The 16,925-nt window shown below is 54.5% G+C and carries 13 protein-coding genes; 5 read left to right on the plus strand and 8 right to left on the minus strand.

The window, feature by feature from the left end; genetic code table 11:
* The first annotated feature begins 149 nt into the window (after nucleotides 1-149).
* On the plus strand, nucleotides 150-440 hold the full coding sequence (locus ABIE64_RS04335) for a hypothetical protein (protein ID WP_063094358.1): 291 nt from the start codon (nucleotides 150-152) through the stop codon (nucleotides 438-440).
* 91 nt (nucleotides 441-531) lie between these two features.
* On the opposite strand, the gene glcF is transcribed toward ABIE64_RS04335, so the two are convergent.
* From glcF to pyc, 4 genes are all read right to left on the minus strand, one after another.
* Nucleotides 532-1,851 carry a glycolate oxidase subunit GlcF gene (glcF, locus tag ABIE64_RS04340; protein WP_354376723.1) on the minus strand — a complete coding sequence of 440 codons (1,320 nt, stop codon included), beginning with the start codon at nucleotides 1,849-1,851 and terminating at the stop codon, nucleotides 532-534.
* Nucleotides 1,851-3,092 carry a glycolate oxidase subunit GlcE gene (gene glcE / locus ABIE64_RS04345; RefSeq protein ID WP_354376724.1) on the minus strand — a complete coding sequence of 414 codons (1,242 nt, stop codon included), beginning with the start codon at nucleotides 3,090-3,092 and terminating at the stop codon, nucleotides 1,851-1,853. Before glcE ends, glcF begins: the two co-directional genes overlap by 1 nt.
* A gap of 90 nt (nucleotides 3,093-3,182) precedes the next feature.
* Nucleotides 3,183-4,667 carry an FAD-linked oxidase C-terminal domain-containing protein gene (locus ABIE64_RS04350; protein WP_354376926.1) on the minus strand — a complete coding sequence of 495 codons (1,485 nt, stop codon included), beginning with the start codon at nucleotides 4,665-4,667 and terminating at the stop codon, nucleotides 3,183-3,185.
* Nucleotides 4,668-4,683: 16 nt separating this feature from the next.
* Complete coding sequence (gene pyc / locus ABIE64_RS04355) at nucleotides 4,684-8,151, minus strand: pyruvate carboxylase (protein ID WP_354376725.1); 3,468 nt, start codon at nucleotides 8,149-8,151, stop codon at nucleotides 4,684-4,686.
* A gap of 434 nt (nucleotides 8,152-8,585) precedes the next feature.
* On the opposite strand from pyc, the gene ABIE64_RS04360 reads away from it, so the two are divergent.
* The 3 genes from ABIE64_RS04360 (at nucleotide 8,586) to ABIE64_RS04370 (ending at nucleotide 11,604) form a co-directional block, all read left to right on the plus strand.
* Complete coding sequence (locus ABIE64_RS04360; protein ID WP_037987450.1) at nucleotides 8,586-9,989, plus strand: cache domain-containing protein; 1,404 nt, start codon at nucleotides 8,586-8,588, stop codon at nucleotides 9,987-9,989.
* Between the two features lie 60 nt (nucleotides 9,990-10,049).
* Nucleotides 10,050-10,721 carry a response regulator gene (locus tag ABIE64_RS04365; protein ID WP_007091662.1) on the plus strand — a complete coding sequence of 224 codons (672 nt, stop codon included), beginning with the start codon at nucleotides 10,050-10,052 and terminating at the stop codon, nucleotides 10,719-10,721.
* 166 nt (nucleotides 10,722-10,887) lie between these two features.
* Nucleotides 10,888-11,604 (plus strand): Crp/Fnr family transcriptional regulator, encoded by a 717-nt coding sequence (locus ABIE64_RS04370; RefSeq protein ID WP_354376726.1) that lies wholly within the window; start codon nucleotides 10,888-10,890, stop codon nucleotides 11,602-11,604.
* Between the two features lie 19 nt (nucleotides 11,605-11,623).
* Here ABIE64_RS04370 and ABIE64_RS04375 read toward each other — a convergent pair whose 3' ends face one another.
* The 4 genes from ABIE64_RS04375 to ABIE64_RS04390 form a co-directional block, all read right to left on the minus strand.
* Nucleotides 11,624-12,376, minus strand: coding sequence for a hypothetical protein (locus tag ABIE64_RS04375; protein ID WP_354376727.1), 753 nt, complete (start codon nucleotides 12,374-12,376; stop codon nucleotides 11,624-11,626).
* A gap of 46 nt (nucleotides 12,377-12,422) precedes the next feature.
* The gene (locus tag ABIE64_RS04380) at nucleotides 12,423-12,782 is read right to left on the minus strand and encodes a TraR/DksA family transcriptional regulator (RefSeq protein ID WP_037987050.1); all 360 of its coding nucleotides are present in this window, start codon (nucleotides 12,780-12,782) and stop codon (nucleotides 12,423-12,425) included.
* A gap of 111 nt (nucleotides 12,783-12,893) precedes the next feature.
* Nucleotides 12,894-14,108, minus strand: a complete 1,215-nt coding sequence (locus tag ABIE64_RS04385) for a hypothetical protein (protein ID WP_354376728.1) — start codon at nucleotides 14,106-14,108, stop codon at nucleotides 12,894-12,896.
* Between the two features lie 91 nt (nucleotides 14,109-14,199).
* Nucleotides 14,200-14,478 (minus strand): hypothetical protein, encoded by a 279-nt coding sequence (locus ABIE64_RS04390; RefSeq protein ID WP_354376729.1) that lies wholly within the window; start codon nucleotides 14,476-14,478, stop codon nucleotides 14,200-14,202.
* 615 nt (nucleotides 14,479-15,093) lie between these two features.
* Here ABIE64_RS04390 and ABIE64_RS04395 point away from each other — a divergent pair.
* Nucleotides 15,094-16,905 carry an ABC transporter substrate-binding protein gene (locus ABIE64_RS04395; protein WP_354376730.1) on the plus strand — a complete coding sequence of 604 codons (1,812 nt, stop codon included), beginning with the start codon at nucleotides 15,094-15,096 and terminating at the stop codon, nucleotides 16,903-16,905.
* The last annotated feature ends 20 nt before the right edge of the window (nucleotides 16,906-16,925 follow it).

Genomic DNA, 16,925 nt, shown 5'->3' on the forward strand with positions numbered 1-16,925 from the left:
GACTGGATAGACGACGCCACGGCAGCAGACCATCAACTGTTTTCGGTTTCCCTGCCTTTACAAAGTCCCCTGAAAACACGAAGCTTGTTCATAAGATATCAATCCGTTGGGGACAAAGTAGCGCAGAACCGCGCAAAAGGGAGACGACCATGAGCACTTCGCTCGACGAGATTCAGGCACTGATCCAGAAGCTTTCCGGTGAACTGGGCGACATGTCCGAAGCCGCATCACGCCACATCGATGACCTGCATGTCGCGGTCAACAACATTGCGTCTCATGTCCTTGCCATGGAAGCCGTCATTGCGGTGATGGCAACAAAGGTCGATGTCAGCGAAGCCGAAGTTCAGAACTGGATTCGCGAAAAAACCGCTGCTTTTGCCGAAGACAGCAGCGAAGGTTCTGCCGCCGAAAGTATCGCCACCAGCCTGCTTGCGAAATAAGCGGTTTCGCAAGCAGTCTCTGCCAGATTGCATAAAAGCCCGCACGACGCAACGTCGGCGGGCTTTTGCATTTAGACGTCCAAACCGTTGTCTAGGCGATCTTTTCAGCATAGTACGGCAAAAGCTTTTCGGGGGTCGGTCCCCCCGCTGCCCAGTCAAGCAATTGCACCGTATGCACAACTTTCAACGCATCGGTTTCAAGCTGCACCATGCAGCCGATATTGCCCGTCGCAACCAGATCCGGTGCCGTGTTTCTGATATTGCCAAGTTTGCGGTCGCGCAATTTGCCCGCGATTTCAGGCTGCAACAGGTTATAAACCCCCGCCGACCCGCAGCATAAATGCCCTTCGGCAATTTCAAGCACCTCGTACCCGGCCTTTTTCAGAAGGTCGCGCGGTTCACGAATGATCTTCTGACCATGCTGCATCGAACATGCCGAATGATAGGCAACCCGCGCCCCGCCATGAGTCGCCCCGGCAAAACGATCCGCCGGGACATCAATCCCTGCCAGATATTCGGTCACATCACAGGCAAGGTCGGAAATTTTGGCCGCTTTCGCCGCGTAGTTCCGATCATGGCGCAACATGTGCCCGTAATCCTTGACCGTTGTGCCACATCCCGATGCCGTAATGACAATCGCATCAAGCCCCTCGCCCGCAAGTTCCCGGCTCCAAGCATCAATGTTGGCTTTGGCCTGTTGATGGGATTGCGCTTCCTTTCCCATATGATGGACAAGCGACCCGCAACAACCCGCCCCTTGGGCCACAACGATTTCGATGCCAAGGCGTGTCAGTAAACGAACGGTTGCCTCGTTTATCTCGGTCTCAAGAACCTGTTGCGCACAGCCGGTCAGGATGGCGACCCGGCCTTTGCGTTGACCAATTGCCGGGATCACCTGCGGCTTGTCGACCCAGCTTGGCGGCGGCATATGGCGCGCCCCCATTTTGACCATGCCCTTCAGACGGCCCGGCAAAAACCGTGCGAATGGCGATGCCAGTTTCGCCCCGATCAGCGAAAGCCTGAAAAGCGTCGGGTTTGGCACGACAATCGATAAAATCCGGCGCAACCATTTATCCGCAAACGGCCGGTCATAGGTTTCTTCGATATGGGCGCGCGCATTGTCGATCAGATGCATGTAATCGACACCCGACGGGCATGTCGTTGTGCAGGACAGGCACGACAGGCACCGATCAAGATGTTTGACCACCTTTTCCGTCGCCGGTTTATCGTTTTCCAGCATGTCCTTGATCAGGTAAATCCGCCCGCGCGGACTATCAAGTTCATCCCCCAAGGTCACAAAAGTCGGGCATGTCGCGGTACAGAACCCGCAATGCACACATTTCCGCAGGATCTGTTCACTTTCGTTAATTGCCGGGTGGGCAAGCTGGGCGGCGGTAAAGTTCGTTTGCATTACGCGTTCCCCCGCTTGGCAATCATGTGTCCGATCCGGCCCGGATTAAGGATACCTTCAGGGTCAAAATTCTCGCGGATTCTCGCATTGATCCGCGCCAAAGCCGCGTCCTCGGCATGGAAAACCGGCACCTGATTTCTAATATCTTCGGGCGCGCGCACCAGAACTGCCCGCGCATCGTAGGACACGGCAATGTCGCGCACTTTATCGGCCATCGCATCACCCCCGGCCAATTGCAGCCAGATTTGCGCCCCGGCCCAATCCATCATGATCTTCCCGCCGGTTTCGTCGGCCAGTTTCGCAGCAATCGCACCGCCAGATGCCGGTGGCCCGGAAACACGCCATAGCAATCCGATCCCCCCTGCAAACGGGGCAACATCGGCAACCGCCTGCCAGAACGCGTTGCTGTTGGCGCTATGAAGTTCTTCACTGGCACCGATATCGGCCAGAAGCTTACGCAATGCCTCGCACCGCCAGGCAACCGAGGGTGCAGGACCTTCAACGCGCAGCGCGACAATACCGGCCCCGATGCCGGTCACAATGTCCAGACCAAGTTTTACAACCTGTTCCCGCGCAATCCATGCGGCGGCCGAAACCTCGTTCTCGCTGCCTAGGGCGCGCGTCATGGCACTGCCTGCAATTTGCATATCGTCACAGGCGATCAGAACAGTTCGGGTTTTCTCGTCGCGCGGCATGACTTTCATGGTGATGGTATGCATCACGCCAAGCGTGCCAAACGATCCCGCCATCAGCTTTGACAGATCAAACCCGGTTACGTTCTTCATGACCCGTCCACCGGATTTAAAATCCTCGGCCCGGCCGCTGATGGCTTCAAATCCCAAAAGATGATCGCGTGCCGCACCGACCTTGATCCGGCGCGGTCCCGAAAGATTGGACGCAATCAGTCCGCCAATCGTTCCGGCATGATCCGCAACACCATCGGCGAGCAACCCCGGAAAATTTCCGGGTTCAAAATGGAATTGCTGGTTCTTATCGCGCAGCAATGCGTGAATTTCGGCAAGAGACGTGCCCGCCCGCACAGAAACCACCAGTTCTTCCGGTTCATAAAACATGACCCCGGTCAATTTCGACAGGTCCAGAACATGGTCGGCTGCTACCGCATGCCCATATGTTTTCTTGCTGCCCGATCCAATGATTTCAAGCGGGTTTTTTGAACCAAGCGCCCAACTGATGGCCTCACGCAATTGTTCGGGCGTGGTGGGGGATATGACTTCCGTCATTGCGGCTTCTCTCTTCCTCTCCTGATCCTTGCCAACCGGTTGGTGGGAACCGGTGGCAGGATTATTTTTCTTCTCGTCTCTCGTTCCGGCCTAAAAGCGCGGGATATCCGGGAACTTGTTGGCGACTTCGCGCGCATGCAGGGTTTTAAGCTCGCCACAACCATGCAAGGTCGGGAAAACCTTGCCGGGGTTCAGCAATTCATCCTCGTCAAACGCCAGTTTCAGGCGTTCCTGATGTTTCATGTCATCTTCGGTGAACATTTCAGGCATCAGATCGCGTTTTTCGACGCCAATCCCGTGCTCGCCCGACAAAACCCCGCCGACCTCGACACATAGTTTCAGGATATCGGCACCAAATGCCTCGGCCCGTTCCAGTTCGCCGGACTGATTGGCATCAAACATGATCAGCGGATGCAGATTGCCGTCGCCTGCATGAAAAACATTGGCAACCCGCAACCCGTGGCGTTGCGACAAAACCTGCATGCCGGACAGGACTTCGACCAGACGTCGGCGCGGGATGGTGCCATCCATACAGATATAATCGGGCGAAATACGGCCAATCGCCGGAAAGGCATTCTTGCGCCCCGACCAGAACAGCAGCCTTTCATCCTCGCTTTCGGAAATACGCGAATAAACCGCACCGCATTCACTGGCAATCGCGCCCACCCGTTCAATCAGATAATCGACCTCGACCTTTGGCCCATCGAGTTCGACAAGCAGCAACGCCTCGACATCAAGCGGATAACCCGCATGGACGAAATCCTCGGTCGCCTTGATGGCCGGGGCGTCCATCATTTCAAGACCGCCCGGAATGATCCCGTCGGCAATGATCCGGGCAACGCAATTGCCGCCCTCCTCGCTACTGTTAAAGCCAAGCAGAAGCGCGCGCGCCGTTTCAGGCTTTCGCAGAATGCGCACCGTGACTTCGGTAACGATGCCCAGCAACCCTTCGGACCCGGTAATCACCCCCAAAAGGTCATAGCCCGACTGATCCAGTCCCTTGCCCCCGATCCGAAGGATTTCACCCTCGATCGTGACCATTTCAACACCAAGGACATTGTTGGTGGTTAGTCCGTATTTCAGGGAATGCACACCGCCCGAATTTTCCGCGATATTGCCGCCAATCGAACAGGCGATCTGGCTGGACGGGTCCGGGGCATAATAAAACCCCTTATGTTCGACCGCGCGCGTGATCCCAAGATTGGTCACACCGGGCTGCACGACGACCGCCCTGTTGTCCCAGTCGATATCCAGAACGCGGTTAAACTTCATCATACTGATCGTGATCGCATCCGCCATCGGCAACGCACCGCCCGAAAGGCCGGTGCCCGCCCCACGTGGAACGACACGAATTTTGTGGGTATGGCAATATTTCAGGATGGCCGCGACCTGCCCGGTATTTTCGGGCAGGACCACGATCATCGGAAGCTGGCGATAGGCCATCAACCCGTCGCATTCATAGGGCCGGAGCCGGTCTTCATCAACAATAACCCCGCCGTCGTTGGGAACGATGTTCCGCATGGCAGCAATGATGTCCTTGCGACGTGCAAGGGTCGATTGATCCGGCTCAGGCATCCTAAGCATGCGACGTTTACTCCCTTAATTCGATCAGCAAATCCTTGCTGTCGACCTGTGTACCGGCGGGGGCATGAATGGTTGCCACGACCCCGTCCCTTTCCGCATGAACCGCGGTTTCCATTTTCATCGCCTCAAGCGAACAAATCACATCGCCCGCCTTGACCTTCTGGCCTTCGGCAACATGGACCTCGACGACAAGGCCCGGCATCGGGGCCGCGATATGAAGCTGGTTACCATCCTCGGCCTTTGGCTTGACCTTGCCCGTGGCGGCCAATGTCTTATCGGCAACCTTGACTGTCCGGGGCTGGCCGTTCAGTTCAAAGAACACGGTACGGTGACCTTCCTCATCCCCGCCTTCGGAGGTCGCGAGATAGCGGATCACAAGCGTCTTGCCCTTTTCCAGATCGACGGAAATCTCGTCATTCTGGCTCATGCCATAGAAGAAGATCGGGGTCGGCAGGATCGAGACATCGGCGTTGTGACTACGATGTTCGGCATATTCAAGGAACACCTTGGGATACATCACATAGGATGCAACCTCGGCATCACTGATGCTGCGATGGGTTTTCTTTTCGATTTCCTTGCGGGTTGCTTCGAAATCAATCGGGGCCATGGATTTACCCGGCCGATCCGAAAGGGCTTCGGCCCCCTTAAGCACCTTGCGCTGAAGGGCTGGCGGGAAGCCACCAACCGGTTGACCGATTTCCCCGCGGAAGAACGAAATGACACTATCGGGGAAGGCAATGTCCTTTTTCGGGTCCAGCACGTCCCTTTCGGTAATACCCGATGTCACCATCGTCAGCGCCATGTCACCGACAACCTTCGAACTTGGCGTCACCTTGACGACATCGCCAAACATCTTGTTGACCGCGGCATAAGCTTTCGACACTTCCGGCCAGCGTTCCTCGATACCAAGGGAACGTGCCTGCTGGCGCAGGTTGGTATATTGGCCACCCGGCATTTCATGGACATAAACATCCGATGTGCCACTGCGGATATCGCTTTCAAATCCGGCATAATACCGCCGGACCTGTTCCCAATAGGTCGAAACTTCTTTAAGCGCCTCGGTATTAAGCCCCGGATCACGTGGTTGCCCGATATAGTTATTGGCAATCGAACCAAGGTTTGGCTGCGATGTCAGGCCCGACATCGAATCCATGGCTGCATCCACCGCATCCACCCCGGCATCAATCGCGGCAATCACGGTGGCCGCCGAAATGCCGCTGGTATCGTGGGTATGGAAATGGATCGGAATATTGACCGTATCCTTCAACGCCTTGATCAGGGTCGTTGCCGCCGCCGGACGCAGAACCCCCGCCATATCCTTAAGCCCCAGGATATGCGCACCGGATGCCTCAAGCTCCCGGGCCATTTTGACATAGTAATCAAGGTTATATTTCGGGCGTTTCTCGTCAAAGATATCGCCCGTATAGCAAATGGTTGCTTCGCACAGCTTGTCGGTTTTCAGAACCGCATCCATGGCAACCTTCATGTTTTCGACCCAGTTCAGGGAATCGAACACACGGAAAACATCCATGCCGTGTTCTGCCGCCTGCTTGACGAAATATTCGACCGCATTGTCGGGATAGTTGGTGTACCCGACCGCATTCGACGCCCGCAACAGCATCTGTGTCAGGATATTGGGAACGCGTTCGCGCAGCTTGACCAGACGATCCCACGGATCTTCTTTCAGGAACCGCATCGCGACGTCAAACGTCGCCCCGCCCCAGCATTCCAGCGAAAACAGCTCCGGCAGCCCATGCGCATAATAAGGCGCGATTTCAAGCATATCGAAGGTTCGCATCCGGGTCGCCAGCAACGACTGATGGGCATCACGCATCGTGGTATCGGTGATCAGAACGCGTTTCTGATCCTTCATCCAGCGTGAAAAGCCCTCGGCCCCCAACTGGTCAAGCTTCTGCTTGGTGCCCGGGCGGATTTCACCCAGATCAATCGATTTCGGCATCACCGGCGCATGCAGGTTTGTCGGTACCACCCGGCCTTCGACCTCCGGGTTACCGTTGACCGTAACCTCGCCAATGAAACGCAGCAAACGGGTCGCGCGGTCGCGACGGCGCACGAATTTGAACAGTTCAGGCGTTTCATCAATGAACCGCGTGGTATATTCACCGGCCCTGAATTTCGGATGATTGATCAGGTTTTCAAGGAAGGCCAGGTTGGTCGCAACACCGCGAATACGAAACTCGCGAAGGGCACGGTCCATACGGTCGACCGCTTCGCGCGGGGTACTTCCCCATGCGGTGACCTTTTCCAGCATACTGTCATAAAACGGGGTGATCACCGCCCCGGAATAGGCCGTGCCACCATCCAGACGGATGCCAAAACCGTTGGCCCCGCGATACACCTTGATGATCCCGTAATCGGGCACAAAGCTGTTTTCGGGGTTTTCCGTCGTGATGCGGCACTGAAGCGCATGATCACGCAGCTTGATCTTGTCCTGCCACGGAATGCCGGTTTCCGACGGGAAACCGATGCGTCCCCCCTGCGCAACAAGGATTTGCGCCTTCACAAGGTCAAATCCGGTCACGCATTCCGTCACGGTATGTTCAACCTGGATGCGGGGATTGACCTCGATGAAGTAAAACTTGGATGTATCAACATCCATCAGGAATTCGACGGTCCCCGCATTGACGTAATTCGCAGCCTTGCCCAGACGAAGGGCTGCTTCGCAAAGTTCCTTGCGCTGTTCTTCGTCAAGGTAGGGGGCGGGTGCGCGTTCAACGACCTTCTGGTTGCGGCGCTGAACCGAACAGTCACGTTCAAACAGATGCACCAAAGTGCCATGCGTATCACCCAGAAGCTGGACTTCGACATGGCGGGCGCGACGGATCAGTTTTTCAAAATAAACCTCGTCATTGCCAAATGCAGCGGCGGCTTCGCGTTTGGCGGCCAGAACCTGCTTGGAAATATCCTTGGAATTCTCGATGACGCGCATCCCGCGGCCACCACCGCCCCAACTGGCCTTCAGCATGATCGGATAACCGACCTGATCGGCGATGCGGGTAACTTCATTCATATCGTCAGGCAATGCACCCGATGCCGGCATTACGGGCACACCGGCACTTTCTGCCAGATTACGCGCGGCAACCTTGTTGCCCAATGTCCGCATGACTTCGGAATCAGGACCGATAAACGTTATTCCGGCCTCGGCACAGGCGTCGGCAAAATCGGGGTTCTCAGACAGAAACCCATAGCCCGGGTGAATGGCATCAACGCCAGCTTCACGGGCAACACGCAGGATATCCTCGATATCAAGATAGGCGCGAATGGGTTTGTTGCCCTTGCCAACGGTGTAACTTTCGTCGGCCTTGAACCTGTGCAGGGCAAAACGGTCTTCGTCGGAAAAGATGGCAACTGTGCGAATGCCAAGCTCGTTGGCGGCACGCAGAACACGAATCGCGATTTCACCGCGGTTCGCGACCAGAAGTTTACGGATACGCTTTGGTGCAGAACGCGTCATGGACACCGGGCTCCTACCAGATTTGTAGGGCAGGTGCGTCCCTGTGCGCCCCTGCCGAAAACCAAGAGAAACGCCACGATATGATCCCGGAATGCGTTGCGGTGCGGGATGCCTGCAACGCCATACCATCTGTGGCGATAAAGGATGTCTGTCACGTTAAAACGCGTGCAGCGCATCCAGGGTTCCTGGCGCCCGGTGGGCAGGCGACGTGTCTGATATATGCGCAATGCGCTGCCTCTGTCAAAGCATGATCTTCGAAATTGGTAATACCAATTTCACTTTATCGCAGCCAGTGTCTTTTCACCATGTGGAAAATCGCGCCCGTGCCTAATGCAACCCAAAGGTTCGAAACCTGTGATCAGGCGCAGACTTTTCGTGCTTTTGTGATATTGTCCGGCCCGAAAATTCTTCCTGTATCCGAGACTGTTGTGCCCATGCGGAAAATCAATCTTCGACTAAAGTTTTTGCTGCTGTCGATCCTGCCACTGGTTCTGGCCGCTGCGGCAATATCGTATCTGGTATTTGCACAGGCCGAACGACTGGCCGAAGCAGAAATCAGAACGTTCGAACGCAACATTCTTGAAGCCCGCAAGGAAGAGCTTAAAAGCTATCTTGAACTCGCCCTTGCTTCGATAGATCACATTTATTCGGTCGCAAGCCCGCTGGATGCCGTTTCCAAGGAACGGGTCAAAAGCATCATCGAAGACCTGTCCTATGGCGAGGATGGCTATTTCTTTATCTATGACCGCGATGGTACGGCCCTTGTCGACCCGCCACAGCCATGGCGTCTGGGGCGCACATATTGGAACCTGCGCGATTTGAACGGAAATTCCGTCATTCAGGCGCTGATTTTCAATGCCGAAAAAGGTGGTGGTTTCCTGCGCCATGTCTGGGAAAAACCGTCAACCGGCGAACCCGCCGAGAAAATCGCCTATTCCCTGATGCTTGAAAAATGGGGCTGGATGATCGGTACCGGGATTTATATCGATGACATTTCCGAACAGGTGAAGGAAATCGAGACGGAGGTATCATCCCATATCCGTGACACGACAATATCGATTGTCGGCATCACCATTCTGGCGGTTTTGCTGGTCGGCATTTCGGGCACCGTCGTCACCCTTTCGGAACGCAAACTTGCTGATTCGAAGCTAAAGGAACTGACCCATCGGGTTGTTGATGTGCAGGAACAGGAACGTTTGCGGGTGTCGCGCGAATTGCATGACGGCATCAGCCAGATTCTTGTTTCCGTCAAATATTCGGTCGAAACCGCAATCGCACGCCTGGGACCGGAAAAGAATGCAGCAACCGAACCTATGGAAAAGGCCGCCAAGCGATTGCAGGATGCCATCCACGAAGTCCGTCGCATATCGCGCGACCTGCGTCCGGCCGTGCTTGATGATCTTGGCCTGCGCCCGGCGATTGAAAGCATGTGCAAGGAACTGGCAGACCGGTCCGACATGCAGATTGATGTCAAATCGGACAATATCGATGTGGTTCTCGATATCGCAAAGAAAACGACGCTCTATCGCGTCTTGCAGGAAACCCTGACCAATATCGAACGTCACGCCGATGCCACGCATATCAAGGTCACGATCCGCCGCGAAGGTCAAAGTGTCGTGATGAAAATCATCGATAACGGTGTCGGATTTGAAACCAACCGGTATATTCGCAACCGTGATCCGCGTGCGGGGATCGGCCTTCGCAATATGCGCGAACGCATGGAATTCCATGGTGGGGGCATGACCGTCAAATCCGAACCGGACGATGGAACAACCATAACTGCCTATATTCCGGTTTCGCGTGATAATGATCTACCCGTCACCGTCATCAGCGGCTAAGGTGGCAACAGATGTTTCGGCCCAGATGTTTCAGCAATGTGACAGAGAACTGAATTGACCATGAGCAGCGCAAATACCCCCTATTCGCCCAACCGTCCCATTCGTGTTTTGCTGTGCGACGACCATGCGCTGGTCATGGATGGCATTCGTTCGCGTCTTGAATGCTATGACCATATCGATATCGTCGGCGAGGCTGGAAACGGCATGGAAGCCCTGTCGCTGGCCGGAAATGTCAAACCCGACATCGTTCTGATGGATATCTCGATGCCGGTCATGAACGGGCTGGAAGCCGCCGAAAAATTCCGCGAAACCATGCCCGATATCAAGGTCATCATCCTGACCATGCATGAGAATCCGGAATATCTTCGTACTGCCCGACTGGCAGGTGCGCGCGGCTTTATACTGAAAGATGTATCGTCAAACGACATGGTGCGCGCGATCGAGGCAATTGCAAATGGCGGCGAAGCTTACAGTCCGACATTTGATCGCATCAGCAACACCGAAGGCGTGCCTGACGATGGCATGCCGCTGACCACGCGGGAACGCACCGTCTTGCGGCTTCTGGCCAAAGGTGCCAGCAACAAACATGTCGCCCGCGAACTTGATATCAGTGTGCGTACCGTGGAAACCCATCGCCGCAACATCAAACGCAAGCTCGACATCGACAGCTCCGCCGGCCTCGTGCGTTATGCGATAGAAAAGGGCCTTGTCACCCTGGACAGCACCGCCTGACGGCACGCCCGAAAAAGTCGTACTATTGTGATGTTTTTCACCTTTTGATCGCTATTAGGTTGAATTTACAAACCAATAGGGTAGATTGCTCAAAGATTTAGAGTGCTTCCATTTAACAGCCTGCGGCGACCGATCCTGCATCTGTCCCGTTCCGTCAGGGGGTTTTGTGAATTACTCCGCGCCGCAATCAACCATGCCAGACATGTTGCGCTGCCGCCGATGCGGCGTCCGGCAACTTGCGCTTTTCAACGATCTGACGGATGACGATTTCAAACTGGTTCATCTGCCGATTGAGGACATGGCAATTGCCAAACGCGCGATCCTTTACAATGCCGGGGACACTGCAAACGCGCTGTTCACCTTGCGCAGCGGTCTGATCAAATTGACGCATTATCTGGCCGATGGTTCGCAACGGGTTGTGCGCCTCGTCCGTCCCGGTGGCACAATCGGCCTTGAAGCCCTCGTCAGCGACAGCTTTGCCCATCACGCCGAAGCCCTCCAGGACAGCACGCTATGCCGGATTCCGGTTGCGGTTGTTGAAAAACTTGATCGTGAAAGCCCCCATTTACACAAACAGTTGCTCACACGCTGGCATCAGGCGGTAATGGAATCAGATAACTGGTTGACCCAGATGTCGACCGGATCTGCCCGGGAACGGGTTGCACGGCTGTGCCTTTATCTGTGTGATCATGCGGATGACAGTTGCGTTCTGCCCGGTCGGGAAGATATTGGCGCAATGTTGGGTATCACCACCGAAACCGCCAGCAGGATCATCGCCGAATTTCGCCGAAACGGTCATCTAAACCCGCGCTGCCGTTCGGAATTCGATCTTGATGTCAAAGCACTTCAGGTCGTCGCCGGACTTGATCACGAAGCAGCCTGATCAGATTGTGCAAAATCCGTCAGCGCATTGCATCGGGCAATGTTGTCTGGAATGCCGAATTTGGCCCGCACGCCTTCGATAGCCGTTCATATTCATCCGGGGTATCTATCGCACGATGGTCTTCGCGCCGCAAAAGATCAATGGCGCGCAAACGGCGTTTGAAATCCTGTCCATACTGGTTCAATAAACGCCGTTGCAGACGTTGCACCTCGCCCGCACCAACCGGTCGCATGGCGGCAAAGTCCGCCATGATTTCGGCGACCATGGCATCAAGTTCCCGCTGGATATCCTGTTCCATATGCTGATTGATCTGCACGTGCTGCCCTTCATGGGCATAAACCACATCATATTCACATGTGCCACGCTCTAGCTCGGATGCGACATACACCAGATGCTTGATCACTTCGACCTCGGGGTTAATCCGGATCGGATACAGACAGAATGCCCCAACGCCGACCTCGACCGGCTCCAGCCGCATGTCAAACCGTGCCTGAAGTTCATATTCGGTCAGGCCGGTCACAAGATAACGACTTCCCTGATTGGCCCGGTTGTTAAGCCAGCGCACAGACCGATGACGATCCAGCATCGGGTCCTGATTGATAAATGACAGGCTTGCAACAGGCGCACGCGCAACCGCACAACTGTTTTGTTGTGCGGAGGCATGATCGTTGGGCGTCACAAACAGAAACACCGCGATCAGAATGCATACTGCAACCGCGCCCCACCTGATCGATGATTTGGGTGCAACGTGTTTCGCCCTTTGATCTGCCATATAAAAGATACGTTAATTCGGTCTGACCGGTTTGATCAATCCGTCCCTAACTGTGTTTGACATGGGCAGCGCAATCAACGCAAAGCGGTGTGGTCGGGTCAAATTCCAGGCGCTTCTTCTCGATTTCTTCGCCACAATTGTGGCAGAAGCCGTAATCGGCATGCTCGATCCGGGCCAGCGTCTTTTCGATGCGATCAAGTTCGGCAGCACGACGGCGCTCCTGTTCCAGATGCATTTGCTGATCCTGAAGCGCATCCATCCGTGACAGGCGGCCGACGGCCTGCTGATCAAGCTCGACCGGCTTTCGATAATCTTCCGAATGATTTGAATGGGCATTTATATCCGCGCGTCGGTCTTCAAGTCGCTGACGCAAGAATGCAATGTCAATATCGCTACGCTCAGACATTCTGGTCCCTCACCGATTTGTTGCCGCCATAAAACATATATATGGGTAGCAACCGATGCATTTCGCCAAGGGGGGGATACGAATTTGTTCCACCCCGGCATTCGGCCTTGCCTAGCCACAGTTTCCGCAGGCATCCAACAGCTTCTCCATCGCCGCCTCCGCTTCGTCATCATCGAGTTTTTCGGCCTTCATCTTTTTCTGGATCTTGCAGCACAGTGCAGGACCATCGGCAAAGGCATGGTCTGTCCAGAACGGAATATCGGTGCCGAAATATCCAATCTGATCAAGGAACGACACACCATAATAATACGCCGCCCCGACCGAATTATAAAAAGTCGGGTCATCGATGAATCCGCCATCCGGCGTCATGGATTTGGTCAGACACCAGTCCATGATCGTGGAAATATCGGCTGATGCCAATTTCTGGCTATCGCTGTCGACTTCCGCCCAGCCAAGGTCAAAGATTTTGGCAACGTCATAATTGTTGTGATTGTTGAAGTCACCATTGTGCTTCCAGCCAAACGGATAGGCATCATCACGGATCGCCAGTGTCGTTTTGAAAATAGCGGGCCAAAGCCCGACCTTGCCATGCTGATACGAAATATTGTGGAACGTCAGACTAAGGTCCGGGCTTTTCAGAATATCGCCCGTATCTGTTTCAAACCAGCCGCCCCAATATCCCGATTGCGCGTCCTGCCAATCATCCAGCCAGCTTTTATAAGCTGCGATATAATCGTCGCTAAGATCGAAACCTTTGACATACTGGCGGAAATAATCGCGGATTTCGCTTTTGAAGCACATTTCCGACAAGGCGGCACTGACCGCGCCCAATGCATCGCGACGATCCAGACCATCGGCAAAAATCCGTGATGTTTTCTGACTGTCCAGCCAGGCAACAAGATCGGCGGGTTTGGCAATCGGCGACAGAAAAGTCAGCGGATAATCCGGTGCAATCCCCTTGTCTGCCAGCGCGTTGATCGCATCGATCATCGCATCCACCTTCAGGAACCACTGGTCATAGCATGGTCCCCAGGAACCATCGCTTGCCACCTGTTCCTCGGCCCAGTCCTGATCCTTGTTTTTCAGCGATTTTTCAAACTGGGCTATCTTCTTTTCCAGCCCATCCCAGTCAGCGGTATAAAGCAGCAACCACTTGCACTCGATCATATACTGATCGGACGCGGCCATGCTGTTGCCGGTCTGCTGGGCCGCAATCAGTTTTTCTTCCAGCGGGGCAAGCTTGTCGGCATAGGCACCTTTTCTATCGGAATAGTCCGGATCAAAAGCACTGAACTGCTGCTCTATCAAGGAATTGAAATCTGTCACGCTGGCCCCCTGTCATCGGTGTGTTCGACGACTTAAAACAGGTGCCGCCCGAAATGCAAAGTGAAACAGAAACAAAGATCAGAAACGACCATCAGTTCTGGGCCAACCAATTTCTGATCACACGCAATGCCTGTCCAGGATCGGTATCGACGATCCGGTTTGCAATATTGGCCTTGCGACGATCAATTTTCCCGTCGATACCGGCCACAGAAAAACTGTCAGCATCAATACCATCTCCCTCATCGTTCGGGCGATGACGGCCCGGCGATGATCCCGGCTGATAACGCGGGATCGGCGCCGACGGCTTTGGCCCGGGCAGATACCCCGGATCAGAAGAAGCCTGCCCGGATGATGCAGATTTTTTTGCCATTCAGAAATTGTCTCTCCGATCCGCTCGTTCTGACAAGAAGAATCACAATTGGTGTCTTTGACGTCAAATGCCCCACGAAACGGCCCAGAACGAAATTGATCACCGAAAACTTATATGATGCAGTACCCATATTAGGTTGTGTTAAACTTTAGTCGAATTCGCCGTTGATCGGGGCAAAAGATCATTCCTGTCCAAATGGTCGGGAAACCGGCACAGATCAAGGTCAAAACTCTTGACCTTGGCGTAACCGGGACCCTTCAATCGCTTCATTTCACATGGTTCAAGCGAAAACACGGCGGACCGATATGTTGTTTATCGATCCCAAAAGGTGCAAATAGGAAAATTATCCGCCTTTGCGTTGTAAAAACGAACAGCTCGCGCATCTTTAAAAGATCAGGGGAAAATCCGCTTTCAGAACTTTACCCGGAAATGGCTTTAGGATATTCACCACCTAAGAGTAGGATAATCGATACCTTTCGATAAGCATAAGAAATTCAGGGGAAGCCCGAAGTGTACAGGGTAGTGGGTTGCTTTATATCGCTGGTATTATTGCTGGCCGTGGTTTTGACCGCGCCCCGGAATAATGCATATGCAGCCGAATTCGGCGAAGCGCCGATGCTTGCCGAGATGGTGGTGAACGGCACATTGCCCCCGGCCGCAGAACGCCTGCCCAAGACCCCGATGATTGTTACCCCGACTGACAAGCTTGGCCAGTATGGCGGCACCTGGATGATGGCGCAAAATTCGGAACGCGATCACGCCCTTCTGATCAGGACGATCGGCTATGAACCGCTTCTGCGCTGGACCCCGCAATGGACAGACACGGTTCCCAACGTTGCTCTTTCGATGCAGGCCAACAGTGACGCCACGGAATTTGTCTTCCGGTTGCGTCCGGGCATGCGCTGGTCAGATGGTGCGCCTTTTACCGCCGAGGATATATCCTTCTGGTACGACGACATTTTACGCAATCCGGCTTTTGGCAATGCGACGCCTGAATGGCTGACCGCGGGCGGAAATCCGGTGCATGTTGAAAAAATCGACGAAACCACGGTCGCGTTCCGCTTCGACACGCCCTATGGGCTGTTTCCGACCTTTCTTGCCCGGCCTGAAGGTGTCGAACCGGTAAGCTATCCCGCCCATTTCCTGAGGCCCCTGCTTCCGAAATATAACAGGCACGCAGATGCCGATGCGCAAAAGCTTGGCTTCAAGGATTGGAAAGATCGCTTCCTTTCGGTGTTCGGAACGCCGGGCACCATAGACGATCCCAGTCGCTGGATGAACCCGCAGGTTCCGACCCTGAACGGCTGGAGTCTGACCGGGACATATGGCAAAGACGATCCGCTGGTTGCGGTTCGCAATCCGTTTTATTGGAAAATCGATCCGGGCGGACGTCAGTTACCCTATATTGATCGGGTTTCCTTTGATCTGGTCGGCAGCAAAGATGAAGCCGGTGACACCGCCATCACAGGCAGGGTCAATATGCAGGAACGCCATATTGGCCGCCGCGTGGACGAAATTCTTGCGGCCAATAACAATCTGCAATCCTTCACGCTGATTGAAAGCGACATGAATATCCTGACCCTGTCGCTTAATCTGAACGACAGGGACCCGGTGCTTCGCGACATATTCCAGAACAAGGAATTCCGCGTGGCCCTGTCGCATGCCATCGACCGCGACAGCATCATTGGCCGGTTCGTTCCCGGTGCCCTGCCCCATCAGGCAGCACCACGTCCCGAAAGCCCGCTATACCACACGGTTCTCGCACGCCAGTTCATTACCTATGATCCGGTACTTGCCGCAAGCCATCTGGCGAATGCCGGTTTGACACGCAAAGACGACGAAGGTTTCCTTCTGCGTCCCGATGGCAAAAGGCTGTCCTTTACCATCGATACCGAAGGCGCATCCCGCTTCGAAATGCTCTCTGCCGTTATCGATTACTGGCGTGATGTCGGCCTTGATGTGACGGCCCGCGACTTATCGCGTGATGTATTTGTCGATATGCGTGAAAAAAACAATCACCATGCCAGCGCATGGGGCGGTGATGGCGGGCTTGATGCCATGGTTCTGCCGATCAACTACCTGCCGGTATCCAGTGAATCATCCTGGTACGCCACCGGTTGGGCACAATGGTATTCCGACCCGGAAAATCCCGACGCGGTTGAGCCCCCGGCCGAGGTTATCCGTCAACTGGAACTCTATAACCAGTTGAAAGCCACCGCAGATGCAGAAAAACAGAATAAACTTATGCGCGATATTCTCGACATCAGCGCAAATCAGTTTTACGTTATGGGAATTGCCTTGCCCCCCAATCGCAAAGGGCTGGTGGCAAAGAACTTCAAGAATGTTCCCAAGGTCATCCCGGCGGCTTGGAGCTATGCCACACCGGCACCAACCAATCCATCCCAGTATTATCTTGAGAGCCAATAACAGAATTCACCGGCAATCAG

Source organism: Thalassospira sp. MBR-102, from assembly GCF_040549275.1.
In the GTDB taxonomy this organism is placed as follows: Bacteria; Pseudomonadota; Alphaproteobacteria; order Rhodospirillales; family Thalassospiraceae; genus Thalassospira; species Thalassospira xiamenensis.